At 59.0% G+C, this 26,351-nt stretch carries 23 protein-coding genes; 10 read left to right on the top strand and 13 right to left on the bottom strand.

What is annotated here, in order from left to right; translation table 11 throughout:
• Window positions 1–36: 36 nt before the first annotated feature.
• The 3 genes from ACFE70_RS03365 to ACFE70_RS03355 form a co-directional block, all read right to left on the bottom strand.
• The gene (locus tag ACFE70_RS03365) at window positions 37–597 is read right to left on the bottom strand and encodes a hypothetical protein (protein WP_375416302.1); all 561 of its coding nucleotides are present in this window, start codon (window positions 595–597) and stop codon (window positions 37–39) included.
• A 184-nt stretch (window positions 598–781) separates the two neighbouring features.
• Window positions 782–1,414, bottom strand: coding sequence for a LuxR C-terminal-related transcriptional regulator (locus ACFE70_RS03360; protein ID WP_375416301.1), 633 nt, complete (start codon window positions 1,412–1,414; stop codon window positions 782–784).
• Between the two features lie 363 nt (window positions 1,415–1,777).
• On the bottom strand, window positions 1,778–2,269 hold the full coding sequence (locus ACFE70_RS03355) for a carboxypeptidase-like regulatory domain-containing protein (RefSeq protein WP_375416300.1): 492 nt from the start codon (window positions 2,267–2,269) through the stop codon (window positions 1,778–1,780).
• A gap of 452 nt (window positions 2,270–2,721) precedes the next feature.
• Here ACFE70_RS03355 and ACFE70_RS03350 point away from each other — a divergent pair, with 452 nt between their 5' ends.
• Window positions 2,722–4,881, top strand: a complete 2,160-nt coding sequence (locus ACFE70_RS03350; protein ID WP_375416299.1) for a matrixin family metalloprotease — start codon at window positions 2,722–2,724, stop codon at window positions 4,879–4,881.
• 233 nt (window positions 4,882–5,114) lie between these two features.
• Here the strand turns inward: ACFE70_RS03350 and ACFE70_RS03345 are convergent, their stop codons facing one another.
• The 4 genes from ACFE70_RS03345 to ACFE70_RS03330 all read right to left on the bottom strand — a co-directional run bounded on the left by ACFE70_RS03345 (window position 5,115) and on the right by ACFE70_RS03330 (window position 9,605).
• Window positions 5,115–5,657: a GNAT family N-acetyltransferase gene (locus tag ACFE70_RS03345; protein WP_375416298.1), complete on the bottom strand. Its 543-nt coding sequence runs from the start codon at window positions 5,655–5,657 to the stop codon at window positions 5,115–5,117.
• 125 nt (window positions 5,658–5,782) lie between these two features.
• Window positions 5,783–6,010 (bottom strand): hypothetical protein, encoded by a 228-nt coding sequence (locus tag ACFE70_RS03340; RefSeq protein ID WP_375416297.1) that lies wholly within the window; start codon window positions 6,008–6,010, stop codon window positions 5,783–5,785.
• 221 nt (window positions 6,011–6,231) lie between these two features.
• Window positions 6,232–8,283 carry a prolyl oligopeptidase family protein gene (locus ACFE70_RS03335; RefSeq protein ID WP_375416296.1) on the bottom strand — a complete coding sequence of 684 codons (2,052 nt, stop codon included), beginning with the start codon at window positions 8,281–8,283 and terminating at the stop codon, window positions 6,232–6,234.
• Window positions 8,284–8,576: 293 nt separating this feature from the next.
• A complete protein-coding gene (locus tag ACFE70_RS03330; protein WP_375416295.1) occupies window positions 8,577–9,605 on the bottom strand; it encodes a hypothetical protein in 1,029 nt (342 codons plus the stop codon).
• Window positions 9,606–9,925: 320 nt separating this feature from the next.
• Here ACFE70_RS03330 and ACFE70_RS03325 point away from each other — a divergent pair, with 320 nt between their 5' ends.
• The 5 genes from ACFE70_RS03325 (at window position 9,926) to ACFE70_RS03305 (ending at window position 14,645) form a co-directional block, all read left to right on the top strand.
• Complete coding sequence (locus ACFE70_RS03325) at window positions 9,926–10,921, top strand: glycosyltransferase family 2 protein (protein WP_375416294.1); 996 nt, start codon at window positions 9,926–9,928, stop codon at window positions 10,919–10,921.
• Between the two features lie 91 nt (window positions 10,922–11,012).
• A complete protein-coding gene (locus tag ACFE70_RS03320; protein ID WP_375416293.1) occupies window positions 11,013–11,768 on the top strand; it encodes a WbqC family protein in 756 nt (251 codons plus the stop codon).
• Between the two features lie 42 nt (window positions 11,769–11,810).
• The gene (locus ACFE70_RS03315; RefSeq protein ID WP_375416292.1) at window positions 11,811–12,833 is read left to right on the top strand and encodes a hypothetical protein; all 1,023 of its coding nucleotides are present in this window, start codon (window positions 11,811–11,813) and stop codon (window positions 12,831–12,833) included.
• Between the two features lie 198 nt (window positions 12,834–13,031).
• Window positions 13,032–13,733 carry a class I SAM-dependent DNA methyltransferase gene (locus ACFE70_RS03310; protein WP_375416291.1) on the top strand — a complete coding sequence of 234 codons (702 nt, stop codon included), beginning with the start codon at window positions 13,032–13,034 and terminating at the stop codon, window positions 13,731–13,733.
• A 60-nt stretch (window positions 13,734–13,793) separates the two neighbouring features.
• Entirely contained in the window at window positions 13,794–14,645 is an 852-nt protein-coding gene (locus ACFE70_RS03305) for a glycosyltransferase family 2 protein (RefSeq protein ID WP_375416290.1), read from the top strand.
• Between the two features lie 49 nt (window positions 14,646–14,694).
• Here the strand turns inward: ACFE70_RS03305 and ACFE70_RS03300 are convergent, their stop codons facing one another.
• The 5 genes from ACFE70_RS03300 to ACFE70_RS03280 form a co-directional block, all read right to left on the bottom strand.
• Window positions 14,695–15,606 (bottom strand): glycosyltransferase family 2 protein, encoded by a 912-nt coding sequence (locus ACFE70_RS03300; RefSeq protein WP_375416289.1) that lies wholly within the window; start codon window positions 15,604–15,606, stop codon window positions 14,695–14,697.
• Window positions 15,607–15,617: 11 nt separating this feature from the next.
• A complete protein-coding gene (locus tag ACFE70_RS03295; protein ID WP_375416288.1) occupies window positions 15,618–16,874 on the bottom strand; it encodes a glycosyltransferase family 2 protein in 1,257 nt (418 codons plus the stop codon).
• Window positions 16,875–16,876: 2 nt separating this feature from the next.
• Window positions 16,877–18,154: a polysaccharide ABC transporter ATP-binding protein gene (locus tag ACFE70_RS03290; RefSeq protein WP_375416287.1), complete on the bottom strand. Its 1,278-nt coding sequence runs from the start codon at window positions 18,152–18,154 to the stop codon at window positions 16,877–16,879.
• A 6-nt stretch (window positions 18,155–18,160) separates the two neighbouring features.
• Window positions 18,161–19,018: an ABC transporter permease gene (locus tag ACFE70_RS03285; protein WP_375416286.1), complete on the bottom strand. Its 858-nt coding sequence runs from the start codon at window positions 19,016–19,018 to the stop codon at window positions 18,161–18,163.
• 176 nt (window positions 19,019–19,194) lie between these two features.
• Window positions 19,195–20,199, bottom strand: coding sequence for a sugar phosphate nucleotidyltransferase (locus ACFE70_RS03280; protein ID WP_375416285.1), 1,005 nt, complete (start codon window positions 20,197–20,199; stop codon window positions 19,195–19,197).
• 290 nt (window positions 20,200–20,489) lie between these two features.
• Between ACFE70_RS03280 and ACFE70_RS03275 the strand changes: the two genes are divergently transcribed.
• From ACFE70_RS03275 to ACFE70_RS03260, 4 genes are all read left to right on the top strand, one after another.
• Window positions 20,490–21,068 carry a LemA family protein gene (locus ACFE70_RS03275; protein ID WP_375416284.1) on the top strand — a complete coding sequence of 193 codons (579 nt, stop codon included), beginning with the start codon at window positions 20,490–20,492 and terminating at the stop codon, window positions 21,066–21,068.
• A 116-nt stretch (window positions 21,069–21,184) separates the two neighbouring features.
• The gene (locus ACFE70_RS03270; RefSeq protein ID WP_375416283.1) at window positions 21,185–21,646 is read left to right on the top strand and encodes a TPM domain-containing protein; all 462 of its coding nucleotides are present in this window, start codon (window positions 21,185–21,187) and stop codon (window positions 21,644–21,646) included.
• Window positions 21,643–22,521 (top strand): TPM domain-containing protein, encoded by an 879-nt coding sequence (locus tag ACFE70_RS03265; protein WP_375416282.1) that lies wholly within the window; start codon window positions 21,643–21,645, stop codon window positions 22,519–22,521. The genes ACFE70_RS03270 and ACFE70_RS03265 overlap by 4 nt, the downstream gene beginning before the upstream one ends.
• Before the next feature lie 457 nt (window positions 22,522–22,978).
• On the top strand, window positions 22,979–24,118 hold the full coding sequence (locus tag ACFE70_RS03260) for a Fic family protein (protein ID WP_375416281.1): 1,140 nt from the start codon (window positions 22,979–22,981) through the stop codon (window positions 24,116–24,118).
• A 74-nt stretch (window positions 24,119–24,192) separates the two neighbouring features.
• Here the strand turns inward: ACFE70_RS03260 and ACFE70_RS03255 are convergent, their stop codons facing one another.
• Window positions 24,193–26,157, bottom strand: a complete 1,965-nt coding sequence (locus ACFE70_RS03255) for an ATP-binding protein (RefSeq protein ID WP_375416280.1) — start codon at window positions 26,155–26,157, stop codon at window positions 24,193–24,195.
• Window positions 26,158–26,351: the final 194 nt, after the last annotated feature.

Below are 26,351 nucleotides of genomic sequence, written 5' to 3'. Positions count from 1 at the left end.
CAAAAGAGGAAGTGAGCGAGCGGCCGGCCAGCGCCCTCAGTCGGGCTCAGTCACGCGAATCAGCTTGACCGTCGTTTTAGTTATCTCTATCTTGTAGAGGCCGGGTTCCAGGGTGCCCTTGCCGTTCGTAGGAGCGGCAAAGCTGTTTTGTTGCTTAAGCCCGCCCAGCACGGTGGGCAGGATGCCGGCAATAGCCGTGAGCATTTCGGGGACCTTTGAGTCGGTCTGGCTGCCGAACTCCGTCAGCATCCAACCACCGGCTAGCTTGATGTCCATATCCACCGTGCCCAGGCCTCCGCGCCGCTGAATAGCATAGACCTCGTTAAAATCCGGCAAATACTCCACTTTGTAGTTCAGCACGGGCTCGGCGGTGCGGATGGCCGCCTTACCACCCGCTGATGGAGCTTGGCCCGTGGCAGGCGCGGCTAGCGCGGCCTGCTCCGTGGCCGCCTCGCTCACCAGCAGGTAGGGCGCGGGACGGTAGTAGCGAATTCCTTCCGGGTCCTCACCCTCCTTCACCCGGACAACCTGATAATGGGCGCAACCACTCAGCCCTATCCCCAGAACCAGGCTGAGCGCCTTCAAGAGTCGTTTCATGCGGAATAGAGGGTAGGTTGAGGGTGAGAGAGGCGAACGCGGGCCTGTTTTCGCGCGTGGTTGTTCCGGATCATCATAAGACGGGAAGCTGAGCGAAGAGTATTCAGCCCAGGAGCTTGGTGCTGATTCACTAGCAAAGCACGGCTTTCCTACCCCCTCCCGCATCAGTGCCAGCACTGAACTTTCAGGCCACCCAGCCCTCGCGTACGGCGCGGGCCACCAGGCCCACCAGGGTGCGGGTGCCGGCCTTGTGCAGCAGTGTGCGGCGGTGGCTTTCCACGGTGCGCACGCTCAGGCAGAGCCGGTCGGCAATTTCCTCGTTACAATGGTCGTCCACCACCAGGCGCAGCACCTCCAGCTCGCGCGGACTGAATGGGTCGGGCAGTGGGTGGGCTTGAGCGCGGCGGGGGGGGTAGGCGGGCGCGGCATCGGCAGCCGCCGCGTCCAGCCAGGGGGCCAGCGCGGCAGTCAGCGTCTGCGGGAGCACGTGGCGGGGCACCAGCAGTTGGGCATTGGGCCTGGTCGGGGGGGGGCCGGGCAGAAGCGGGCGCGGGTCGGCCAGCACCAGCAGGCGCTGGCTGGGTCGGGCGCGGTGCAGCCGGCCCAGCAGCGCCGGCAGGGTGAACCGGGGCAGCAAGGCGCCGTCGAGCACGATGAGCCGAAAGGGCCGCTGACCAGCCAGCTCCGCGACCTGCGTTGCATCGGCCGTGAGCGTGAGGGCCAGCTGCGGCCAGTGCTCCCGAAACAACGCCAGCAGCCCCTGCCGAAACAGCGTGGGCGCCGCCGCAACCAAGACCGTTGGGGTAGAAACAGTCATCGCGGTAGTAGAAAAGCAACCCTGAGCCCGCCATCAGCTCATCCCTACCCCCTCCCCGGAGGACGAAGGGTGCCGGACCGCAGTAGCTGCGAAGAGCCGAAAGATAGGATTTATTCAGTAATAAAATGTATAATTTGTTTTAATTCTAGCAAAACCTGATAGCTTGGCTTCTCATGGCTAGCTCGTCACCCGGAAACCCTTGCTGGCAGCCGGGGGGCTCACAGTAAAAAAGCCGCCATCCCCGTGAGAGGATAGCGGCTTTCGCCCGAACGCTGGGTTGGTAGCGCCAGGCAGCCCGCCCACCGGCTCCGCGTGTAGTGGCCTTTACGCGGGCAGTTGCGTGGTTATGCCGGCCCGCTTGCGCTACTGCATGTCGGCCGTGCCGAAGCGCGTAATCTGGCCGGCGCGCTTGCCGTTTTTCTTCACGCGGGTGCCGGGGGCCAGCTCCAGGCCCACGACCGGGGCGGTGCAGTCCGTGAGAATGATATCGCGGGCGGTGTAGCCGGCGGCTTCTATTTCTAGCGTCTGCCCCTGATACACGGTCCCCGCCACCAGGTAGCGGCCATCGGAGTTGGTGATGTAGAGGTGCTGGGTGCCCTTCACCGTGACGGTGGCGCCCACCAGCGGCTTGCCGCCGAGGCCCAGCACCTGCCCGTTAAGCCGCGAGCAGGCCAGGCGCGCGGCAACTGCTGCTGGGGCCGCGGCGGTAGTTGCCGCGGCTGGGGCCAGCGCCAGGCGGCCGGCGGCTGGTCGGGCCGCGGCCGGGGGGGTAGGGGCCGCCCGCTGGGCAAACGCCGGCTGCCAGCCACCTAACAGGCTACCGCAGATAAAGCAAGAGAGCAGGGAAAAACGCATGGTAACGAGCAGAAAAGTTGGGGTTAAAACAGAAAACAGCCGGTAGCGGCCCCAAACAGCCCCCCGCGCGGCCGCCGCGCCCGAAGCCTCGGGTTATCAGGCTAAATGGAAACCGGCGCAAACCAAAGCCAGCACGGGCGGACGTGGCCGGGGGCCAATTGGCTAAATTTATAATCCGATTAATACTTCACAAATCTACGGCCACTTAAATTTTTAAATCAAAGGCTTCTATCAAAGGATTTATATACACCATGAATGCGCCAGTTAACTGGTTCGCCGCCTCGTTTAACTCTTTGGTGTCGTCGGTGGGCAAGCACCCTGCGCAACCTGCCCCGCGCAATCCGCGATGCGCGCGGGCCCGGCATTCAGCCCGATGATGATACCTTAGAGGTTCGCCCCTATTCCGGCGGCTCTGGCCGCCAGCTCCACCACTGCCATCTCCGTTCGCGCGCATGATTTTACCGGATACCGCTCGTTGCCGTTTTGTATTTAGCAGGGGCCTGGGGCTGCTGGTGGCCTGCCTGGCAATCAGCTGGCGGATCGGAGCGCAGCCAGCCGGAAGCCCGGCCGGCCACTGCCTGCTCCAACCCCTGGCCCCCGGCCAGCGCGCCACGGCGGCGCTCATCGTGGAGGGGCAGGTGCTCGATGCGATAAGCTACTATGATGCGGCGCGGGGCCGGATTTTCACCCGTCACCGGCTGCGCCCGTTCAGCATCCTCAAAGGCGCGCTTAGCCCCGCTGATACGGCCGCCCTGACGCTGCTCACCGAAGGCGGCGCGGTGGGCCAGCGCCGCGAAGTGCTCACCAACACGCTGCGCCTGCAAGCCGGCGAGCAGGGCATCTTCTTCCTGATGCCGGCACCCTGGTCTCCATCCCTACCCCCCCCCGCCGGCCCAACGTGGGCCGTATATGGCAGCGAGCAGGGATTCATTAAATACGATTTGGGTACTGTAACCGGGTCGGCGCCATTTGAAAGCTACCCGGCCATCGACGCCGCATTTTACCAAACGCTGGTGGGCCCGCTCGCCGCCCGCCGCGTGCTGCGCCCCAACCCGGCGCTACGGGCGGCGCAGCAAGCCCGGCAGACCCGGCAGACCAACCGCCGCGACACCCAGGCGGCCACCGTGGATGGGCTCTCGCCGACGCAGCTTACGGCCGGCACGGGCGCGGTGCTCACCATCAATGGGGCGGGCTTCGGGGCCGGCCGCGGCACGGGGCAGGTTGAGTTTGCCAACGCCGACGACGGGGGCCGCACCTTCATTGCTGCCCGCGACGAGGACTATTTGAGCTGGACCGATGGCCAGATTCAGGTGCGCGTGCCCAGCCTCAACGCCGACAGCCACCCCGCCGGCAGCGGCCGGGTGCGCGTGGTGGCGGCCGGCCAGGACCCCGTGACCAGCCCGCAGGCGCTCACCATCCTTTTTGCCGTTGCCAATGCCCAGGCCACCGAAACCCGGCAGCTCGACCAGCCGGGCCACGTCGCGCTCAACGGGCGCGGCGGGCTGAGCTTCCAGCTCACGGCCGCGTTCCAGGCCAGCCCAGCCGCCGCGGCCTGGCGGCGGGCGCTGACCAGCTGGCGCTGCCAGACCGGCATCAACTGGGACGAAGACCCTACCCCCCCCGCGCCGCCCAGTACCGCCGCCAGCGACCAGCGCAACGTGGTGAGCTTTGATGCCGACGGCGCAGCCCTGCCCACCGGCGTGCTGGGCCGCACCACCACCTACTACAATGGCTGCTTCGGCCCGGCCGGCGAGCTGGTGTTCGCGGTCGAGGAAATTGATATGCAGTTCAGCAGCGCCGCCAGCTTTCAATTCGGGCCGGCGGGGGCCGTGACGCCGCAGCTGGACTTTGAAACCGTGGCCGTGCACGAGCTGGGCCACGCCCAGCAGCTTTCGCACATCATCCGGCCCGGCGCCGTGATGCATTTCGGCGTCGCCCGCGGCCAGAACACCCGGCGGCTCGACCCGGCCAGCGACGTGGCCGGCGGGCGCCTCGTGCTGCGCCGCCGCAGCTTCGTGAACCGCGGCTGCGGGCGGCCTCCCATGCTGCCGGCCCCGCTAACGGCCCTGGACCTGACGGCCTTAAGTGCCGTCCCGACTCTGAGCTGGAGCACCAAAGACGAGTGTTTCCTGGCCGACTTCGTGGTGGAGCGCAGCCTGAGCGGCGACACGCTGGCCTGGCAGGCGCTGGCCACGCTGCCCGCCGGCCGCGCCGATGGCCGCTACACCTTCGCCGACCCGCAGCCCGCCGCCGGCTTGCACTACTACCGCCTGCGCCTGCGCCGCCCCGATGGCACGCTCAACGGCACGCTCGACAGCACGGCCCCGCTGGCGTTCAGCGCCGAGGTGCTGGCCGAAGGTCCCCAGCTGTTTCCCAACCCCGTAGCAGGCAACGAGCTGCGGTTTCTGTATCCGGCCAGCGAAGCCGGGCGCCTCATTTTTGTCTTTTACGATGAGCTGGGCCGCTACCACCGGGCCGTAGCCACGCCTCTGCGCGCCGAGCTGAACGTGCTGAGCCTGAGCGTAGCGGGCTTGCGGCCCGGCTTCTACGTGCTCACCTGGCGCGACCCGCAAACCGGCCGCCACGGCAGCCAGCGCCTGGTGCGGCTTTGAAAGGTTGAGTTTTGAAGGTTGAAGACGGAATGAAAAGGCCTGGCTGGGCGAGTGAGTTGCTGAAATTAGATGGGGGTAGGAAAATGCCCGAATTCCAGCCGGGCCGCGGAGCCGTTCAGTCGGTTTCCGCGCCTTGCTGGGGTTCGGGCAATTTGGGGGGGTAGGGAATTTCCGAAACCCGGCGCCCACCCCGACCACCTTCATTTAACCCTCAACATTCAGAATTAAACTCTTCAAAGCCCGCTGCGCGCGGCCGGGGAAACGGGCGCCGCCACAGCCTGCGCCGCCGCCGACACGGCGAAGCCCGCGAGCTGCTCGGTCGTGAGGTTGCCGTTGAGCCACTCACTTTCGACGTTGGCGCCCAGCCTCTTATAGAACGTAATGGCGGGCTCGTTCCAGTCGAGCACCTGCCACTTGAGACGCTGGGCGCCGGTGGCGCGGGCCTCGGCCACCACGGCCTCGAACAAGAGCCGCCCGAAGCCGCCGCGCCGCGCCGCCTCGGTCACCACGAGGTCTTCCAGGTAGAGCATCCGGCCCTTCCAGGTGGAGTAGGCGGTGTAGTACAGGGCCAGGCCCACGAGGCGGCCGTCGGGGCCTTCGAGCACGAAAAAGCCGAAGATGGGCGCCGGCCCGAAGCCGTCGCGGCGCATGGCTTCCAGGGTGTTGGTCACGGCCTCGGGGGCGCGCTCGTAGGCGGCCAGCTCCCGGATGAGGGCCAGCACCTGGGGCAAATCGGCCTCACGACCGCGCCGGAGAAGGCAGTTTTCAGTTGTCAATGAACAGTGAGCAGTTAGCAGCGGGTGAGGGGGGTAGGGCAGCGAGAAGTGGTAAATAAAAATGAGCAATGAAAAGACCCGGATGGGCACTGTTCACTGCTCATTGATAACTGTTCACTGCCTGATTACATCTGCGGCTGCATCTTCTTGATGTCTTCCGTGGCGTTGGGCGCGCTCAGCTCGCGGGGTACGTTGGCGTCGGGCTTGCCGCCGCTGGTGTCCGATTTGGGTGGCAGGGGGGGTAGGGGCACGGTGGCGATGTCCTCGTCGGTGCCGGAAGCCGGCGAGTCGCAGGCGGGCAGGGCGAGCAGCAGGGCGGCGGCGAGCAGCGCGGGCAGGAAGGATTTTTTCATGAAGCAGCGGGGATTTGGACCCGCAAGTTACGAAGGGCTTCAGGTATCAATGATTAGTAGTTACTGATGACCCGTAGTAGTTACTGATGACCCGAAAGAACGTCATGCAGAGCGCAGCGAAGCATCTCGCTAGGGGGAGTAATCAGTTTCTAAAACGATTTGATTACTTCCCCTAGCGAGATGCTTCGCTGCGCTCTGCATGACGTTCTTTCGGTTTGCTTTTAAAGACGCGCGTCCAGATTAGCATAGGTGAAGGCAAACACGTCGGTCCACTCTCCAATCTGAAGGCGGGTGCTTTTGCCGGCGCCGTGGCCGGCGTTCACATCGACGCGGATGAGGGTAGGGTAGGGGCCGGTAGTGGCCTGTTGCAGGGCGGCCGTGAACTTGAACGAGTGGGCCGGCACCACCCGGTCGTCGTGGTCGGCGGTGGTGACGAGCGTGGCGGGGTAGGCGGCCGGGCGCAGATTGTGCAGCGGCGAGTAGGCTTGCAAGTACTCAAACTCTTCGCGGCTAGCTTCGGCCGAGCCGTATTCCGGCACCCAGGCGTGGCCGATGGTGAAGCGCTGAAACCGCAGCATGTCGAGCACGCCCACGGCGGGCAGCGCCACGCGGCACAAATCCGGGCGCTGCGTCATAACGGCGCCCACCAGCAAGCCGCCGTTCGAGCCGCCCGCAATGGTGAGGTGGGCGGCGTCGGTGTAGCCCTGGGCCTGCAAATACTCGGCGGCGGCCACGAAGTCATCGAACACGTTCTGCTTGCTTTCGCGCATCCCAGCTCGGTGCCAGGCTTCGCCGTATTCGCCGCCGCCGCGCAGGTTGGCCACGGCCAGCACGCCGCCATTTTCCAGCCACAGCAGCCGCGCCGGGCTGAAGCCGGGCGTGACCGAGACGTTGAAGCCGCCGTAGGCGTAGAGGTAGGTCGGGAGGCACCCGGTCAGGGCCAGGTCCCGGCGGTGAGTGATGAACATGGGCACCGGCGTGCCATCTTTTGAGGGGTAGAAAACCTGCCGGGTTTCGTAGTCAGCGGGGTTCACATCGACTTGCGGTGCCCGAAACAGGGTGCTTTGGCCGGAAGCCAAATCGTAGCGGTAAATGGTCGTTGGGAACGTGAACGAGGTGAAGGCATAGTACACGCTCGTCGCGTCGCGGTAGCCGCCGAAGCCGCTGGCCGTGCCCAGGCCGGGCAGCAGCACGTCGTTCTCAAACTCGCCTTGTTCACTAAACACTTTTACCAGGCTGCTGGCATCCTTCAAGTAGCTGGCAATGAGCTTGCCGCCCACGTGGCTCACACCTTCGAGCTTGTAGTCGGCTTCCGGAATTACGTCCTGCCAATGGGCTTCGTCGGGCTGCTGCGGGTCCACGGCTACTACCCGGAAGCGCGGCGCCCGGTAGTCAGTGTAGAGCAGCAGCCGGCCGCCCACGTTGCCGATGGCGCTAGTATCGAAGTCGAAGCTGCTGCCAATGGTGATGAAGGTATCAGCCTGCGCGGGGTCGCGCAGGTCGCGCACGGCCAGGCGGGTGCCGTAGGTGCCGTTGGCGCGGTGGATGAGCAGAAACCGTTCGTCGTCGCTCACGCCGGCGTAGTGCGAAACCAGCGGGAGCGCCGGGTCCTCGTACACGAGCTGGTCGCTGGCCTGGGGCGTGCCGAGCTGGTGGAAATACACCTTGTGAAACTCGTTGCGGGCGGCCAGGCCATTTTCGCCGGCCTCCGGCGCGCCGTAGGAGCTGTAGTAAAAGCCGGCCTGGGTCCAGGCGGCGCCCGAAAACTTCACCCAGTCCAGCTCATCCGGCAGCGGCTGGCGGGTGCGCAAATCCAGCACGTTCAGCCGCTGCCAGTCCGAACCACCCGCCGAGGTGGCGTAAGTCAGGTAGTGGTGGTCGGCGCTGAAATACAGGCCCGTCAGGGCCGTGGTGCCATCGGCCGAAAACGTGTTGGGGTCGAGCAGCACCTCGGCCGGGGAGCCGGGCGCGTCGCGCTGCGCGTACAGCACGGCCTGGTTTTGCAGGCCGTCGTTGCGGGTGAAGTACAACCACTCGCCCTCCGGCTGCGGCACGCCGTAGCGCTCGTAGTTCCAGAGCTGGGTGAGCCGCGTCCGGATTTGGTCGCGGCCAGGCAGTTGCGCTAGATAGCCGAACGTGACCTCATTCTGGGCGGCAACCCAGGCGTTGGTTTCGGCCGAGTCGAGCTGTTCGAGCCAGCGGTAGGGGTCGGGGACCGGGGTGCCGAAATAATCGTCGGTGTGGTCGGTCTGGTGGGTGTCGGGGTACTGCACGGGGGTAGGGAAGCGCGGGCCGGCCGCCGTAGCGGGGTGGGCGCGGCCGGCCCGAAAGAAGTAGTGGGGTTGAGGACGGAAGTTCGGCCGGCCAGGGCCTGGGGCACCAGCACGCCGGTAGCGCGGCAAACGGCCGCCACGGCCAGCACGGCAACTAAAGCAGTACGTCTCATGCGAAAAAGAAGCGGGCGTGAAGGTGGAGAAGATGAAAAAAAGCGGTGGCCTGAGCGAAGCAGAGTCGTGGCGAAAGTGAGCGGCCAGCCTAAGCCACCCGGCTCAGCCCCGGCGCAAGCTTAGCCATTTGCCTCCGTTGTAGTAGGCGCGGGGCCGGGGCCCGGCGCTGCTGGCAGTCGGCGGGCCAGCTCGGCCGCTACCCGCTGCTGAATAAGCGCTTCCACCTCGGCCCGCTGCCCGGCCGTGAGCTGGCCGAGCGCGAGCGGCAGCTCGCTGGCGGCGCGGGCGGCAGCCGACGCGCCGCCCGCAATCTGGGCGCCCGTGGCGGCGGCTGCCGCCGCCGAAGCAGCGGCCTCAGCCGTGGCGCGGGTGGCTTGGTCGGCGGCGAGCTGGGCTTGCTGAGCCGCGGCGGCGGCGGCCGTCACCTCTTGCTGCTGGCGGCGCAGCAGCCGGCTCACGCTGGCCCGCAGCAAACCGAAGAGCACGAGGCTGAGCAAGCTCAGCGTCAGGGCCAGAGGCGCGAAGAGGCGGCTCATAAGCGAGCCGGCCGCATCGGGGGGGGTAGGGGCCGGGCGACGGGCCTCGGCAGGGGCGGCGGCCTCGGCGGCTTCGGCCAGGCCGGCGGCGGGCGGCGCGGCATTGGTGGTATCGGGGGGGGTAGGGGCCGCGGCGGCGGCCAGCTCGCCGGGGGGCGTGCCGCTGCTCACGTAGGTGGTGAGGGCCGTTTCGAGCGCCGTGAGCCGGGCGAGCCGGGCCGGGTCTTTGCGCCGGGCCGCTGATGAGCGCAGCCGGCTGATAATGGCCCTGGTAAGGGCGGCCAGCTGGGCCGGGTTGTCTTTTTTGCCCTGATAAATAATCCCGCGCCCCTCAATGGGCTGGTAAAGTAAACTGTACACCCGCTGGCTGTCGGGCCGGATGCTGGCTTCGAGCGCGGCCAGGTTGCCAGCCTCGCAGCGCAGGCCGTTGCGCAGCTGCGGGTGGCCGGTATCTTCATAAACGAAGCGCAGCGTGGCGCACCAGATTTGCACCTTGGCCTCGTCGAGCGAGGGCTGGCCCAGGGCTGTCTGGGCCCGTGCGGCCGGCGTCCCGCTCAGCAGTAATAGCAATCCAATCAGCGCCCTGATTGGCACGGCAAACCCTTTTTTCATGCGGAAAAGTAAGGCGAATCCGGTAATAAAACCAGACGAAGTTCTACTCTGGCGCGTTTAAGCCGGTCTTTGCTCGGCCGGAGCGGGGTAGGGGCCGGCTTCGCGCTAGTGGGCGCTCCGGCCCCAATGTATGCTGGCGGATTAGGGGCGGACTGCTTGCGGACGTTGGCTTGCCAGAAGCCTTCCGGCGCTCGCAAGTAAAGCCAATCCGGCCTCGCGCTCGTACCTCATCCGGACCGGCGGCTACTTGATGACTGCCCGTAGAGCCTGAGAATTAAAGAGTAAGTTTGCCCTCGCGACTACATACGCTTTCAGTCAGCATGACTACTAGTTCTGAGCGGTTTCCCAGCACTGCTCCGCTTATTGCCGCTTTGCCTGACTCACCGGACCGGCCCTTGTGGTCGGTGATGATTCCGGTCTATAACTGCGCGGCGTTCCTGTGCGAGGCCTTGCAGAGCGTACTGGCTCAGGACATGGGGGCGCAGGCCATGCAGATTCAGGTAGTAGATGACGCCAGCACCGACGCCGATGTCGAAGCCCTGGTACTGGAAATAGGGGCGGGCCGGGTTGAATATTTCCGGCAAGCGGAAAACGTGGGCAGCCTGCGCAATTTCGAGACTTGTATCAACCATGCGCGCGGCCACCTTGTGCATCTGCTGCACGGCGACGACCGAGTGTTGCTAGGCTTTTACCAGAAGCTGACTTCTCTCTTTGAGAAATATCCGCTAGTTGGCGCGGCTTTCAGTCACCATGCTTTTATTGACGAAAGTGGTATCAGAAGGTATACGCCACCGCTAGTTGACCCCGCCGAAGGGCTTTTAGACAACTGGCTACTGCGCATTGCGCAGCAGGTTTATACCCAGTACGTTGCCATTGCCGTGCGCCGCTCCGTCTATGAAAAGCTGGGCGGCTTCTACGGCACTAGCTACGGGGAGGACTGGGAAATGTGGGTCCGGATTGCCCGGCACTACCCCTTTGCCTACTCGCCAGAGTTATTAGCAGAGTACCGGGTTCATTCAGGCTCAATTTCTTGGGAAAAAGCGCGCTCTGGTCAGATAATCAGTGACTTATCGCGCGTGATAAAACGAATTGAGAAACACTTGCCGCAGCATGAGCGGGCTAGGATATCACGGATAGCGAGAAAATATTACGCCTCTTATAACATTGATGTGGCTTATGAAGTGTTTCAAGAAACCGGCAACTGGACTTTAGCTTATGCCCAAGTGAAACGTTCACTTAGCATGAGTAATCATCCATCAATTTATTATAAATTGTTAAATATCAACCTCAAAATTGTAAGAAGTAAGCTCAAGTAGAAATCTGTTTAATTAGATAATTTGTTTCGTTGTAGTTGCATAGTTACCCAGCGAAGTTGCGTTGGCTTTCTTTTCACTAATGTACTTGCTCATGAGGCACAAGTTAGCTGTGCTAGCAGCGCAGCTACCTTCCAAAATGCTTTGTAATATGCGCTTAGCTGTAATGCAGCCTTACATTTTCCCTTACTTCGGCTACTTTCAGTTGATAGGTGCGGTAGATACATTTATTCTTCTCGATGATGTGCATTATATCAACCGGGGCTGGATAAACCGTAACCGGCTCTTAATGAACGGCCATATCATCCCGTTTACGATTCCGTTGCGCAAGGCTTCACAAAATAAGTTAATTAATGATATAGAAATTTGTTATGAAACCAGATGGCAGCGCAAATTTCTAAAGACACTCGAGCAGTCGTATAGAAAAGCCCCCTACTTCAGCGCCGTATTTCCCCTGGTGCAGCAGGTAATTACTGCGAACGAAACTCATATTTCGCGGCTGGTGTATCAAAGCCTGCTTGTCTTGTTGAAGTACTTAGAAATTGATATCAAGCTAATTGCCAGCTCCGCAAGCTACGCCACCGAGCAATTGCGGGCGCAGGATAAGATTCTGGCCATCTGCCGGCAGGAGCATGCCACGCACTATATTAATCCTGCGGGAGGGGCGCAGTTATATGAACGCAGGGTGTTTGAAGCCAACCACGTTCACATAAGCTTTCTGAAGCCGACTTTGCCACCTTATTCTCACTTTTCGCCCAGTTATGTGCCAGGCCTATCTATTCTGGATGTGTTGATGCATAACTCACCGGAAATGGTGAAAGCCATGCTGAAAGAGTATCAGCTTGAGTGAGAGTGGCTAATAAGTTGTCGTTTATGATATACCTTAACCTTGATGGAACATACTAGTCCAATAAGGACCGTGCGCCAGGAGCTAATTCCATTATCGGCGCGAGCAGCCTGGGAAGAGGCCCTTCAGAATATTCCCCATGCTTTTGGGCATACCTGGGAGAATTGCTACGCTATGCAGCTAACTACGGGCTACGCAACGTATCTGTATCTATTGCAAAGCGGCGACCTCAGAATTGTTTGCCCCTTAGCTGAACGAAAATACCAGGGTTATACGGATATCGTTACGCCGTACGGTTTTTCGGGCTTTGCAGGCACTAAAGACTTTTCGGATTTTCCAGACTACTGGCGGCGTTTCATCAGCCAGGCTGGGTACGTATGCGGCTACATCGGCTTAAACCCGCTATTAGTGGATGAAACGTATCTTTCAGCGACCGATATTTATCATTACAATTCAGTATATGTCCTGAATCTGCAATTAAGTAGCGCAGAGCTTTACCAAAGGCTGTCACAAAACAGGAAAAGGCAATTGCGAGGGTGGGAAGGAGAAGCGCATCGCGTCATTACTGAAAAAAAAGAGCTAAAAAAGTTTTTTATCGCTCAATACCACACCTTTATAACGCGAAAAAACGCAGCTCCAGTTTATAACTTTTCGCTGCCGACCCTTTTATATCTTTTAGACTTGGAGCAGGTGATGCTTGTGGGTTTCCAAGAGGCAGGAGAAATAAAAGCCGTATCGGTATTTGCTTCTACTTCTACTATAGCCGACTATTTCTTCAACGTTTCTCTCCCCGGATATCAGAACCAAACAGCTTTCTTGTTCTGGCACGGAATGCTTCAACTGAAGAGCAAGGGTATCTCTTACCTAAACTTAGGAGGCGGGGCAACGGCCGACGATTCAATTGCGCACTTTAAACAGCGTTTCGGGGCGGCAACTCTGCCGCTAATATGCTTAAAGCAAGTGTATAACGAAGTATTATATGCTGACCTGTGCCGAGAAGAGCAAGTAGACCCACTAAATAAAGAAGGCTATTTCCCTCCCTATCGGCGCGGAGACAGAGCGCTATGATTCGTCCGAAGCACTTCTTTTTTGGAAGTGCCGGGCTCTGAATACTAGCCGCTGCCAGTTAGGTATCGCCTGAGTCCATCAAGTATAATTAACCAGTAAGCTATTAAGCTGAGTTATTAAGCGTGTTAACGCGAGCGAGACTTTTCAAATAGCTTTTCACTACGCTTCAATGTTTTCTGGTCAACTAGAGCAATAGCAATGTTTACAAAAACCGCCGAGTACTACGATGCGCTTTATCACTTCAAGGATTATGGCGCCGCTTGTAGTCAACTGCATCGCCTCATCGAGCAGCGTAGCCCAGGGGCCAAAACCCTGCTGGATGTGGCCTGCGGAACGGGCAAGCATTTGGAACACCTCCAGGCATATTATCAGGTAGCAGGCTTGGATTTGAGTTCGGATCTGCTGGCAGTGGCCCGAAAGCGCTGCCCTGATGTAGTTCTGCACCAGGAGGATATGACCAATTTTGACTTGCGCACGACCTTTGATGTGATTGTTTGTTTATTTAGCTCCATTGGATACGTGCAGACGGTCGGGAATTTGCGCAACGCCGTAGCTTGTTTCGGCCGGCACTTAAATCCGGGCGGCTTGCTTGTTATTGAGCCTTGGATAACGCCAGAGAAGTACTGGGTGGATAAGCTCACGGCTAACTTCGTCGACCAGCCGAACCTTAAGATTGCCTGGATGTACACCAGTCAGTTGCGCGGGCTCACTTCGGTTTTTGATATTCACTACGTTGTGGGCACCCCGGCCGGAGTCACTAGCTTCACCGAGGACCATGTAATGGGCCTGTGGACCGATACCGAATACCAGGAGGCGATTGAGGCGGCTGGCGTGCCGGTGCAGTACGATGCACAGGGCTTATTTGGCCGGGGCATGTACTATGGCGTCAAGTCCAGATAAACACGCTATCTTTCCTACCCCCCTTTGCCGTCCTCAAACCTTCTTTCTGGCGCCTTCTGAATGGTCGATATAAGTGTTTGGATTACAACCTACAATCACGAGCAATTTATTGCCGAAGCGATTGAAAGTGTGCTACAGCAGAACACCACTTTCACTTATGAACTAGTCATTGGTGAGGATTGCTCAACCGACCGGACACGGGAAATTGTAGTATCTTACAAAGAAAAGTATCCCGACAAAATCAAATTATTTTTACCCGAAAAAAACCTAGGCATGGTGCCTATGACTTGGGCGTCTTACCGGCTCTGCACGGGGAGCTACGTGGCATGGCTCGACGGAGATGACTACTGGTTGGATTCTAATAAGTTGCAAAAGCAAGTTGTTTTTTTGAGAGACAACCCGAAATTTTCCTTTTGCTTTCACAGGGTGAAAATTCTAAATCAAGATAATAACTCGTTATATGACGCTCGACACCCCCTGATGCATAGGTCAGACGATACTCTTTTTATTGAAGATTTTATCAAAGTGAATAATCCCATTCATGCATTATCAGTTGTGCATCGAAATATATTAACTGAAAGTTTGCCTAAATGGATTTTTGAACTTCCTTTCCCAGACTTAGGATTCTATTTTGCTTTGTGTCAACATGGTGAAGCTAAGTACATCAGGGATATTATGGGGGTTTACAGAGTCCATGCCAAAGGGGCTTATACAGGTCAGAGTGAATATTATAACTTTGTTAGAATAATTGAATTTTTTAACATAATAAAAAGAGAAATTTCTGGAGTATATCGCCGGCCTGTGAATATTTTAATCAGGTATCATCGTCACAAACTACTCAGATTTGACTTAAATAATAGAGAATTATTAAAGGTTATTGACCACGGACTTCGCCTGCTGCTCAGCGCTTGATATGACTATTTTAGCTCGGTTATAGCCAGCACGGCCTGGCTACATTCAGCTAGCTCTTCAGTAGCTTCTTTACTAGAAGCACATGGGGGGGCAGAAAGTAGCGAAGAAGAGCGAGGGGGGTAAATGCGCCGAGGGTTGCGAGTTCAGCTAGGGTAGCAGGCCGCTTGCTTGCCTTTAACTTCTGATAAAGCTCAGCGCAGTAATAAGCTTTCCAGATTGTCTGTCCTTGGGTGAAAGCCTGACGTTCAGAAGAGGTTTGTAAATGTGGTTGCTGTCGTTTGAGCACAGCTAAGGTTTTGCGCAGCATTAAAGGAATATTGCTGGACATGTTGGTGCCGTGAAGCCGGTAGGCAGCAACTCGCTGGGTATGGTGAGCCACGGGATGTGCGCGGGCAATCTGCAAATACAAATCATAATCCTCACAAACTTTCAGGGTGGGGTCATATCGGAAAATATCGAAAACCCAGCGCTGATACATGACCGCAGCCGGCATTCCGATATAATTTCCGCGCAGCAAGTGCTCATAGTGATTATCTGAGACCTGCTGGGTATCGTCCTTAATCAAACCCGTAGCAGTGAATACTTTATCGTGGCCTCCCGACACAAAAGCCAAAGAGGGGCTTAGCCGCAGATAATGAGCGTTAGCGCGCAGTGCTCCTGGCAAGAGCCAGTCATCAGCATCCAGAAATACCAGGTAAGCGCCGCGGCTATGACTTATTCCTGCGTTTCGGGCAGCTGAGAGGCCGTGGTTGTTCTGGTAAATGTAGTTGACCCAAGAATGGTGTTGTGCCACCTGTTTAGTATTATCGGTCGAGCCATCGTCAATAATTATCACTTCAACGGCAGGATAATCCTGCTGTTGAATGCTAGCCAGCGCTTCCGGCAAATAGGCGCCATGATTGTAGCAAGGAATAATTACCGACACTAGTGGCCATTTTGTTGGCGTTGGCAAATTCATCATTAGAGTAGCGGCTAAGAACCCCGATTCTGATAATAAAATACTACCCCAGAAACTAGCCCTTTGACTTCGGACCACAGCGTGCGGCTGCGAAAACGATAAAAAGGAAACCCGGCTCGGAGCAAGTAAGCGTAGTATCTGGGCATTCGCCACAAATGACGAGCGTAGCCGGCCTGTGGCTGCTGCTCGTGCTGAATAAGCGCCGCCGCCGCGTGCCCGCGCATATAGTAGAAGAGTTGACGCTCCAAATCGGTCAGTCTCTTTCGATGGGTATGATAAACAACGGCTCTTGGGTTATAATGAATGCTATGCCCCTGGATAAGAATTCTAAACCACATTTCAGAGTCTTCGCTGCATCCGGACGCACCGGCCCCCAGTTTTTCATTAAATAAACCTGCTTCCTTGAAGACGCTTTTCCGAAAAGCACTATTCGCGCCGGCCCCAATATCCCACACTGGAGGTGCTGTCCGTAAGCTTTTGGCCCAGTAGTGAATGTCGTAATGCACATCGTCATAGCCTCGGTTGAAACTCCAGTGCTTTTCGAAAATCTGCTGTGCTTCCGTTTGTAGCTCCGCAGCTATGACTAAACCAGTCATAGCCACAATTTTCTCGTCTAGAAACGTCTCCCAGACTCTGTAGAGCCAATCAGGGTGCAGTTGCACATCATCATCTGTGAAGGCAATAATGTCACAGGCTGCTTTTTTCACGCCTGTATTTCTAGCGTAGGATAAGCCGGGTGCTATTTCCGCTACATATTTTAGATTGGGATAAGCCTTTGTAACCTTTAGAGTACTAGTGTCGGAAGGGGCATTATCCACAACAATTATTTCTGCTGGCTGACACACCATTCTGCGTAAGGACTCTAAACAGAGTTGAAGAGAAGGGGCCCGGTTGCGCGTGCAGATGATAACCGAGACAGGTACTTGTTGGGGAATAACTGTGGAGCGCCAGTCCACAAAAACCGAGTTAAGCCAGGTGTCCCACCGTTTAAAATTCCGCTGGAGCACCCAGTTTGCCCAAGGCTCTTTTTCAAGAGAATGCCTGGCGGCGTATCGCTCAAGAGTGGGTTTAATAACGTTTAATAGGGTTTCGTGGTATGTTTGCTCGGAGAGCGGACAGTTCGGCTCAATGAATAAATGCCCCAAAGCAATTTCTTTCCACCAGAATACTATGTAGTTGCCTTGGCCTTGATAATTAAGTTCCGGCAACGCCTTTTGGCTGGCCAAATCGACGTGGGTAATTGTGTAGCTTGGGTACAGGCTGCTAGTCATTTTCAGGTCAGGCTCATCTCGGTCTGCGTGAGTTGAAAGGGCAGCTGCGGCCGCACTGCCCCCCACCATTTGCCGTACCATTGGGTACCGGTTCGGTAATCGTCCAACTCAAAGCTCAGGCATTGCTCAAAATCGAACAGGTTGGTGGTAGTGTCTTTGAGCACGTAGAGCGTGATGTAATAAGCTCCATCGTTAAGAAAATTGCCCGGAATAGTGCACTCGCCGCTAACTACCCCTTTCTGACAGACCGTCGCCACGGAGGCCACGTCGAAAACGCACTCGCCGTCGTAGGAGAACAGCGTCAGGTGAGTGCTAATGAGAATGTTATCGGTGAAATTCCAGAATTGAAACTTGACTGTCAGCGGTGTGCGAATGTCAAGGGGCGCCTCCGGCTGGGCTAGGTGGGGAATCAACTCGACCTGCCGGAACCGAATTAGGTCGTTGCCGGGGGCTTCGGCCGGCTGCGCCCAGCTTTGCCTGGCCTGAACGTGCTGCGCGCCTACGAGATAGCGGTTAACGACGTGGGCAATGTCCCCTGACGCTTGCACCTGACCCTGCTGCAGCCACAGGCCGTGGTCACAGAGATTTTTAACAGCGGGCAGGTTATGGCTCACGAAGAGGATGGTGCGGCCTTCGTTGCGGGCCACTTCCCGCATCTTGCCCAGGCACTTTTTTTGAAAATCGGCATCGCCGACGGCCAGCACTTCATCAATGATGAGAATGTCAGGCTCCAGGTGGGCGGCGACGGCAAAGGCCAGGCGCACGTACATGCCCGACGAATAGCGCTTGACGGGCGTGTCCAGAAATGCCTCTACGCCGGAGAAAGCCACAATTTCATCGAACTTAGCCCGGATTTCGGCCTTGCTCATGCCCAGGATGTAGCCGCTCAGGAAGATGTTTTCGCGGCCCGACAGTTCCGGGTGAAAGCCAGTGCCCACCTCCAACAAACTACTGACTTTGCCCCGCCCGCGCACTACCCCCCGGGACGGGCGAATGATGCGGGAAATGATTTTAAGCAAAGTCGACTTGCCCGCCCCGTTGTTACCGATAATACCCCAGACCTCGCCCTGCCTTACCTCAAAGTTAATGTTGCGCAGCGCCCACAGCGCCTGACTCGATGCTTGCTGAGGATTGTCAGGCAGTTGAAAGAATGGGTCCTGCTGCCGGCGCACCGTCGTCGTCCACCAGCGTTGCAGGTCCTGGAGCAGAAAGCCGGTGCCAATCGTACCCAGCCGGTACACCTTCGAGAGCTGTTCAACCTGAATAACTACGTCGGACATGAGCGCTCACAGAATATCAATTAATTTATCTCCCTGCTTGTTAAAAATAAGCAGTGACGCCAGGAGTAGCGCTCCAGTGAAGACGAAGCTGTACGCAAATTGAGGCAGCGTCACTGCCCCCTGCCCGAGCAGAGCCAGCCGAAACAGCTCGAACAGCGGCGTCAGGGGATTGAGCTGCACCACCCAGCGCCACCGCTCCGACACGTAGCTGACCGGATAAATAACCGGGGTTAGGAACATGAACAGCCGCACGCTCAGGCTGAGCAGGTTGGCCATGTCCCGGTACTTGGCCGTCAGCACGGCGAAAAACAAGCCTAAGGCTAGGCTTAGAGCGCCCGCCAGGCCCAGCGCCAAAGGCACTAGCAGTAGCCTTTGGACGGTGGGTATCGGTACCTGCTCAAGCAATACATAATACGCCAGCAGCACACCGAGTAGGCTAAACTGAATTGTGAAGTGCAGTAGATAGCCGCTAAGACGCGCGATGGGAATAATGAGCCGCGGAAAATATACCTTGCTAAATATCTGGGCATTGTCGCGGAAAGTAGCGGAAATGCTGATGAATGACTCGTTGAAGAGGTTCCAGAGCACAATGCCCGCCAGGTAAAACAGCACCGGTGGAATAGGGCCAGTTGAGATTCCGATTACTTTGCCAAACACTAGCACGTAAGTGACCAGCGTCAGAACGGGCTGCAGCAGCACCCAAAACGGCCCCAGAATAGTTTGCTGGTAGATGAGCAGGAAATCTCGACGAACCAAGCCCATAGCTAAGTGGCGATAGGCCCAAAGCGCCGCCAGACTCGTGCCCCACCAGCTGGTCTGGGTGCCAAGCTCCCAATCCCATTTTTTTTCCGGCGGAGTAGACATAAGCATATGCGGAGCGCCCCACTGAGTAAGGAGCAATAATAGAGAGGGCGCGGAGCGGCGGCTAGATAGCCAGATACTTTGGCTGGTGAGAGCAGCAAAGTACTACTGGGAGAGCGAAATCAGTGCCGTCCCATTCCCTACCCCCCCCCAGCTGGCCCAAGCCGGTGCGGCTGGCCCTAGCTGTAATCAATCTCGGTGTTGTCGCCAATATTCAGGCTGTGGTTCAGGCCCCGGAAGGAGGCGTCGGAGCCCACGATGCAGTCGTGCATGACGGCGGAGCGCAGCTCGGAGTACGAGCCGATGATGGAGTCGCTCAGGATGGTGTTCTGGATGATGGTCTTGTCGCCGATGGCCACGTTGGGGCCGATGATGGAGTGGGCAATCTGGCAGCCGTGGCCGATGCTGACGGGCGGAATGATGACGGCGCCCGGAAACTGGGCGGCGTAGTCGCGGCCGTCGAGAAACTCGGGCCGGTTGAGCAGCTTGGCGTTGGCTTCGAGCAGGGTTTCCTTGCGCCCGCAGTCAAACCAGTTGTCGACGGGGCAGGTCGTCATCTGCTCGCCGTCCTCAATCAGGCGCATGAGCGCATCGGTGAGCTGAAACTCATCGTGAGTGCGCACGCCGTTGTCGATGATATATTCCAGGGCCTGGGCCAGCGCCTCGGGGTAGGCGAGCTTGTAGAGGCCGACCAGGGCGAAGTTAGATTTCGGGATGCGCGGCTTCTCAATGACTTTGCGCACGGTGCCGCCCTGATTGGTCTCGACCAGCCCGAACATGCTCGGCGTCTTGACTTCCTTCACGGCCAGTACTGAGCCGGGCGTGCGCAGCAGCTCACCCAAATCAACATCCACAATGGTATCGCCGAGCAGAATCAGCACCCCGTCGGGGTCGTGGCGGAAGGTGTCGCGGGCCAGCCAGAGGGCGTGGCCCAGGCCCTCGCGCGGCTCCTGCACCACGAAAGTGCTGGTGATGGCGGGGTAATGGCGGCGCACGTAGCTCTCAACTTTCTCGCCCAAATACCCAATAATGAACACGAACTCCTGAAAGCCGGCGTCGCGCAGGCGGTCAATGAGGTGGCCCAAGATGGTATTGCCGGCCACCGGCACCAGGCTTTTGGGCTGGGTGTGGGTGTGCGGGCGCAGGCGCGAGCCAATGCCGGCGACGGGAATAACGGCTTTCACGGGAAGGTTGGCGGGAAAAATGAAAGAACAGGGGGGTAGGAAAGCGCCGCAGTGGCCGGACCGAAGCAAGAAGCTGCTAGATACTGCTTTTCGAGCGGCTGCTCGCGCGGGGCGCGGTGGCAGGCTTTTCAATAAGGCAGGAATAAATAGGCTTTTCCGGCTACTACAACCGTAGCCGCCCCGCTACGTACCATTGCGCCGAGCCTGCCTCAACCGTGTGGCCCCCGCCGGGGTTTCAAGGAAATGGCTCAACCTTCTTTCTTCCCAACCCTTCTCTACTTTTTGTTGAAATGAATCGTATCCTTCTCTACCTCGCTGGTTTCGTCGTCCTGCTCTCGCAGTCCTCGTGCGGCTACAATGGCATGGTGCAGCGCGACCAAGCCGTGAAAGGCCAGTGGGCTAATGTGCAGAGCGCCTACCAGCGCCGGGCCGACCTGATTCCTAACCTCGTGAACACGGTCAAGGGTAACGCCAAGTTCGAGCAAGGCACCCTGACGAGCGTCATCGAGGCCCGCGCCAAGGCCAGCTCGGTGCAATTGAACGCCGACCAGCTTACGCCCGAAAACATTCAGCGCTTTCAGGCCGCCCAAAGCCAGCTCTCGCAGGGCCTGGGCCGCCTGCTGGCCGTGTCCGAAAACTATCCCGAGCTGAAGGCTAGTGCCGCCTTTCAGGAGCTGCAATCCCAGATTGAGGGCACCGAAAACCGCATCAACGTCGAGCGCAACAAGTTCAACGCCCTCACCACCGACTACAACACGTTCACCCGCTCCTTTCCCAATAACCTCTTCGCCGGCGTGTTTGGCTTCCAGCCCAAAACGGCTTTCGAGGCCGACGCGGCTTCGCAGCGGGCGCCCACGGTGCAGTTTTAAGTGTCTGCCATGCTGACGAAAGAAGCATCTTATCACGGCGGCTTTTATCAGAATTACTAACCTAACGGCGCGGCGGTGATAAGGTCCTTTGCTGCGCTCAGGATGACAGACAGGAGATGACCAACTTTCTTACTCCGGTTCAGGAGGCGGCCTTGGTAGCGGCCATTCGGCAGGCGGAAATCACGACGTCGGGCGAAATCCGGGTACACCTGGAGGCTCACTGCCCCACGCCCGAGCCGCTCGACCGCGCCGCGCAGGTATTTGCCGAATTGGGGATGCACCGCACGGCTCAGCGCAACGGGGTGCTGTTTTACCTGGCCTGGCAGGACCGGCAGTTTGCCGTCATCGGCGACGCGGCTATCAATGCGGCCGTGCCCGACGACTTCTGGGAAGCCACCAAGGAAACGGTGCTGGCCCAGTTTCGGCAGGAAAACTACGTCGATGGCCTGGGCCGGGGCGTGCGCATGGTGGGCGAGCAGCTGCAAAGATTTTTCCCCTACGACGCGGCCACCGACCAGAATGAGCTGGACGACTCTATTTCTTACGGCCGGCCCGCCGGCCCGCCTCCCGGCCCATGAGCCTGATTTTTTCGCCCGTCCCTACCCCCCCCTCCGCCGCCAACCCCCGCCGTCTGCGGCCCGCCTGGGCTGGTGGGGCTGCGTGGGTTTGGGTTATGGTGCTGGCGCTATTCCTGCTGCCCCTGGGGTTGTTGCAAGCCCAGGGTGTGCCGCCCCGCCCTACCCCCCCCCGCCTGGTCAATGACTTGGCCAACCTGTTGCAGCCGGCCGAAGCCGAGGCGCTGGAACAAAAGCTGGTGGCCTACGACGATAGCACCTCTACTCAAATTGCCATCGTAACCGTGCCCACGCTCGGCGACCAGGAGGTAGCCGCCTACGCCCAGGAGCTGTTCACGGCCTGGGGCATCGGCCGCGCCGGTAAGAACAACGGCCTGCTCGTGCTCGTCTCGTTGCAGCCGCGCAAGGCCTGGATTCAAACCGGCTACGGCCTGGAGGGCGCTGTGCCCGATGCCCTGGCCCGGCGCATCGTGAGCAACACCCTGGCGCCCGCCTTTCAGCAGGGCCAGTACTACGCCGGCCTCGACCGCGCTACCGACCAGATTATTGCCCTGGCTAAAGGCGAGTACCAGGCCGACCCCGCCAACGCCCGCGTCCGCAACCCGGATGGCGGCGGGGGCGGCCCGCCTTTCTGGCTTATTATTCTGATTTTAATACTGGTATTCTGGTTTCTGAACCGCGGCGGGGGCAACCGCAACAACCGCAACCGCGGGGGCTTTGGCGGTGGGTTCATGCCGCCCATCATCTTCGGCGATTTCTCGGGTGGGCGCGGCGTGTTTGGTGGAGGCGGCGGTGGTTTCGGGGGTGGGGGAGGAGGCGGTTTTGGCGGCTTCGGCGGCGGCAGCTCCGGGGGCGGCGGCGCGGGCGGCGACTGGTAGCGGTAGAAGCAGGTGCAACATGCAAAAATCCCTGTCCGCAAGTGGATAGGGGTTTTTGCGCATTGTCAAGTGACAACGTAAACAAACTTGACGCCTGATTCTAAGTTAGCGGAGGTGTTTGCTGAACCGAAATTTTCGGTGCGCAAACTACTAAAAACTACTAATTTCATGGTGAGTTAGTATTTTTTATAAAACAGTGTTATTTTTGTAGAAACTACTAATTCATCATGAAATTAGTAGTTTCTGAAACATGAATCTAGAGTACCCTCCTGTAGTAACTGCAGCAGTTGATAATTTCGACTTCTTTCGTCACTTCCAGAATGCGGATGTGATGAAGCTAGCCCGACGTGCTAATCATGAGTACTGGTACTGGACCGAGTTAAAGCACCGGCCGCTACCAACTGGTGTACCAGCGGCCGACATCTGGGCTATTGCCAAAATAAATCGGCAGAGTAGCTTGAAAGAACTACGGCTGGCCAACGTGCCGGACTGTCGATTTCACTACCAGGTCACGGAGCCGACCGTGGAAAAACTTCACCGCTTTGACTTATACATGGGCGGCATTTTGCAGGCGGATACGCTGATTCCAGCCGACGATAAGAACCGCTATTTGGTAAGTTCCATCATGGAAGAAGCTATTGCTTCCAGCCAGTTAGAGGGCGCCGCTACCACGCGCGAGGTCGCCAAGGACATGCTGCGTAAGAAGCGCAAGCCGCGCAACCAGTCGGAGCGCATGATTTACAATAACTATCAGACCATTCAATTCATCCTGACCCATAAAAGCGAAAACCTGACGCCCGAAATGCTCTGTCAGATTCAGGAACGAATGACCCTGAATACCTTGGCTAACCCCGAACACGCGGGAAGATTTCGGCTGAACGACGAGGTGCGGGTGGAGGACTTCACTACTGGTGAGGTGGTGCACATTCCGCCCCCTCAGAAGCATTTGACGGCCTTGATGGAGTGGTACTGCGCTTTCGCCAATGAGGAACCCATGAACCCGAAGGCGAGCGCCGCCCGCGGATTTGTTCATCCCATCGTGCGGGCCTCTATTCTGCACTTTCTGCTAGGCTACATCCATCCGTTTGCCGATGGCAACGGCCGGACTGCGCGGGCCGTGTTTTACTGGTACCTCTTGCGCAAGGGCTACTGGCTACTTGAGTATATGTCGATTTCTCGTATTATTCATCAGTCGGCAGCCCAGTATGCCAAGGCTTATCTGTTTACCGAGTACGATAGTAACGACCTCACTTACTTTATTAATTACCAAGTAAAAACACTAGACCTTGCCTTTACCAGCTTGCAGCAGTACATCGAGCGCAAAGTGGCCGAGAAGAAGCAGCTACGAGACTTTCGCCACCTGGTAGGGCTCAATATGAGACAGGTGAGTATGGTGCAGGAACTGGTGGGAGAGCCTCAAGCCGACTGGACCATTCAAGAAGTTCAAGACCGTTTTGATGTAACCTACCAGACGGCCCGCACCGACCTTATGAAGTTGGCCGACCTTGGACTGTTGGAAAGCCGGCGGGTGGGCAAGGCCAAGTTGGCCTACGTGCGGGCCGCTGGGTTCGATGAGTTGGTAGCGAAGCTGCGCTAACGCCCCGTTGCCTAAGTCGTACTTTTAAGAAGCCGTTGGGTTAACTCATTGATTATAAATAGGAAATAGTTGTCTTAAACTGCGGCTAGCTTTTGCGCCTGCCCTGCCGCTTGAGCGGCCACCGCCACCGCTTTAGGAGCCTGCACCGGCAGATACACCCGCACCGTAGTCCCTACCCCCGGTTCGCTCTCGATAGCCAGGGTACCGCCCTGCCGGCGCACGAAGGCCAGGCACAAACTCAGGCCCAGGCCGGTGCCGGCGCGCGGGTCGGGGGTTGGCGGGGGCGGCGCGGCGCCCGGTGCGGTGCCCAGCAGCTCCCGGATTTGGGTGGCGCTCATGCCGCTGCCGTTGTCGGCCACTTCCAGGCATACGGCTGGCCCGCCGACAGCGTCGGGCAGCAGCGTGGCGCTCAGGCGCAGGTGGCCGCCAGTGGGGGCAAACTTGAGGGCGTTGCCCACCAGGTTGCGCAAGATGGTGAGCACCATGCGCGAATCTGCCCACACGTGCAAGCCGGGGGGGGTAGGGACCAGCTCGAAGTGCAGCCGGCGGCGGTGGGCGGCGGCGGTGTAGAGGTGCTGGATTTCGGCCAGCAGCGGCGCCAGCAGCATGGGCTCCGGCGCGTAAGCCAGCTCGCCGGTCTGGCTCAGGGTCCAGCCCAGCAGGTTTTGCAGCAGCTCGCTCAGGTTGCGGGCGGTCTGCCGTACCAGGGCCGTCACCTGCTTGAGGCCGGCGCCGTCCTGCTGCTCCAGGTACAACTCAATTAGCTGCGATACCCCGCTGAACGAGGCCACCGGCCCGCGCAGGTCGTGGGCCACGATGGCATAGAGCCGGTCGCGAGCTGCCGCGTGAGCCTGCGCGGCGGCCGTAGCGGCTTGCAGGGCCGTATTCTGGTGGGCCAGCTGCTGGTCGCGGCGCTTGAGCTTCCAAACAGCCGTGACCGTCCCGCCCAGCCCCAGCGCCAGCAGCGCCACCAGGCCCAGCAGCTGGCGGCTGCGGGCCTGTTCCTGGCTGCGCTCCAGCGCCGCGATGCGGTTGCGCTGGCTCAGCGTCAGAATCTGCTGCTCGCGGGCGCGGGCCTCATACTGGCTGTTGAGACGAAGCAGGGTGGTTTGCTGCTGCCCGTGATTCAGGCTGTCGTCGAGCGCCCGGTAGCTTTCCAGCCAGACGTAGGCGTCCTGGTAGCGGCTCAGCTGGGCATAATGCCGGTAGTATTCCTGGTAGCAGCTCAGCGTGCACTCCCGCAGCTGGAGCTGGCGGCTTAGGCACAAGGCGGCGTGCAGGGTATCGAGGCCGGCTTGCGGTTGGTTTTTGAGCAGGGAATGCGCGAGGGTGGTCAGATTTTCCACTACCTGTGGCAGCTGGCCCAGCCGGCGGTTGCGCACCAGCGTCAGGCCGATAAGCTGGCGGGCCTGCTGCTCATCGCCTAAGTCGGAGTAGCAGGCCGCCAGCAGTCCCTCGGCCATAGACAGCCCCGGAAAGCTAAGCCGCGCCGCCCGCTGAATCAGCCGCCGGGCCACCAGCGCCCGGCCCAGGGCCGGCCCGAAGCGGCCGGCATCGTAATCGAGGGTGGCCAGGCCAATGAGCAGCTCGCCGCGGGCGCCGCTCCCGGCCAGTCCACCGGGGGCCAGGCGCAGCCCCAGCCGCAGATAGCGGCCGGCGCTGGTGGTATCGTGGCGGCCGGCCAGGGTGGCGGCCAGGCTGCGACAGGCCAGGCTGGCCGCTACCAGGTCGCCGCGCTGCCGGGCCAGGGCCAGCGCCTGCTGGCCGTAGTGGAGGGCAGCTTCGGCTTCGCCGGCATAGTCGGCCGCGGTAGCCAGAAACGCGAGGCACTGCTCCTGCCGCTGGGGGTCGGGCAGCTGCCGCGCCAGCACCAGCGCCTGCCGGCCCCGGCTCAGCGCGCGGGTCGGATTGGCTTTCCAGAGCCGGCGCGCCTGCTCCAGGGTGCTGTCGAAGCAGGCCACGGCCGAAGGGGGCTGCTGCGCGAGCAGGGGGTAGGAGCCAAGTAAGAATAAGACAAAAAACAGCTTTGATGATAACATTAATAAATTTGAATACTAGAGTTGTAGCGAAGATACTATAAAAGCTCATGCCATGTTATAGCAGATACATATTAAAGAGCAACTTATTTTACCAGATAAATTGTGGTCTCGTATACCCCAGCTTCTATTGCGGTCAGCAAACGGAAAAGTTATAAATCCTAGAAGATTGATTCTCGAAAACAAGCGCCAAGGCG

The sequence above is a fragment of the uncultured Hymenobacter sp. genome, assembly GCF_964243305.1.
GTDB lineage: Bacteria > Bacteroidota > Bacteroidia > Cytophagales > Hymenobacteraceae > Hymenobacter.
The sequence above is the reverse complement of the archived record's forward strand: the minus strand, read 5'-3'. Positions and strand labels throughout refer to the sequence as shown.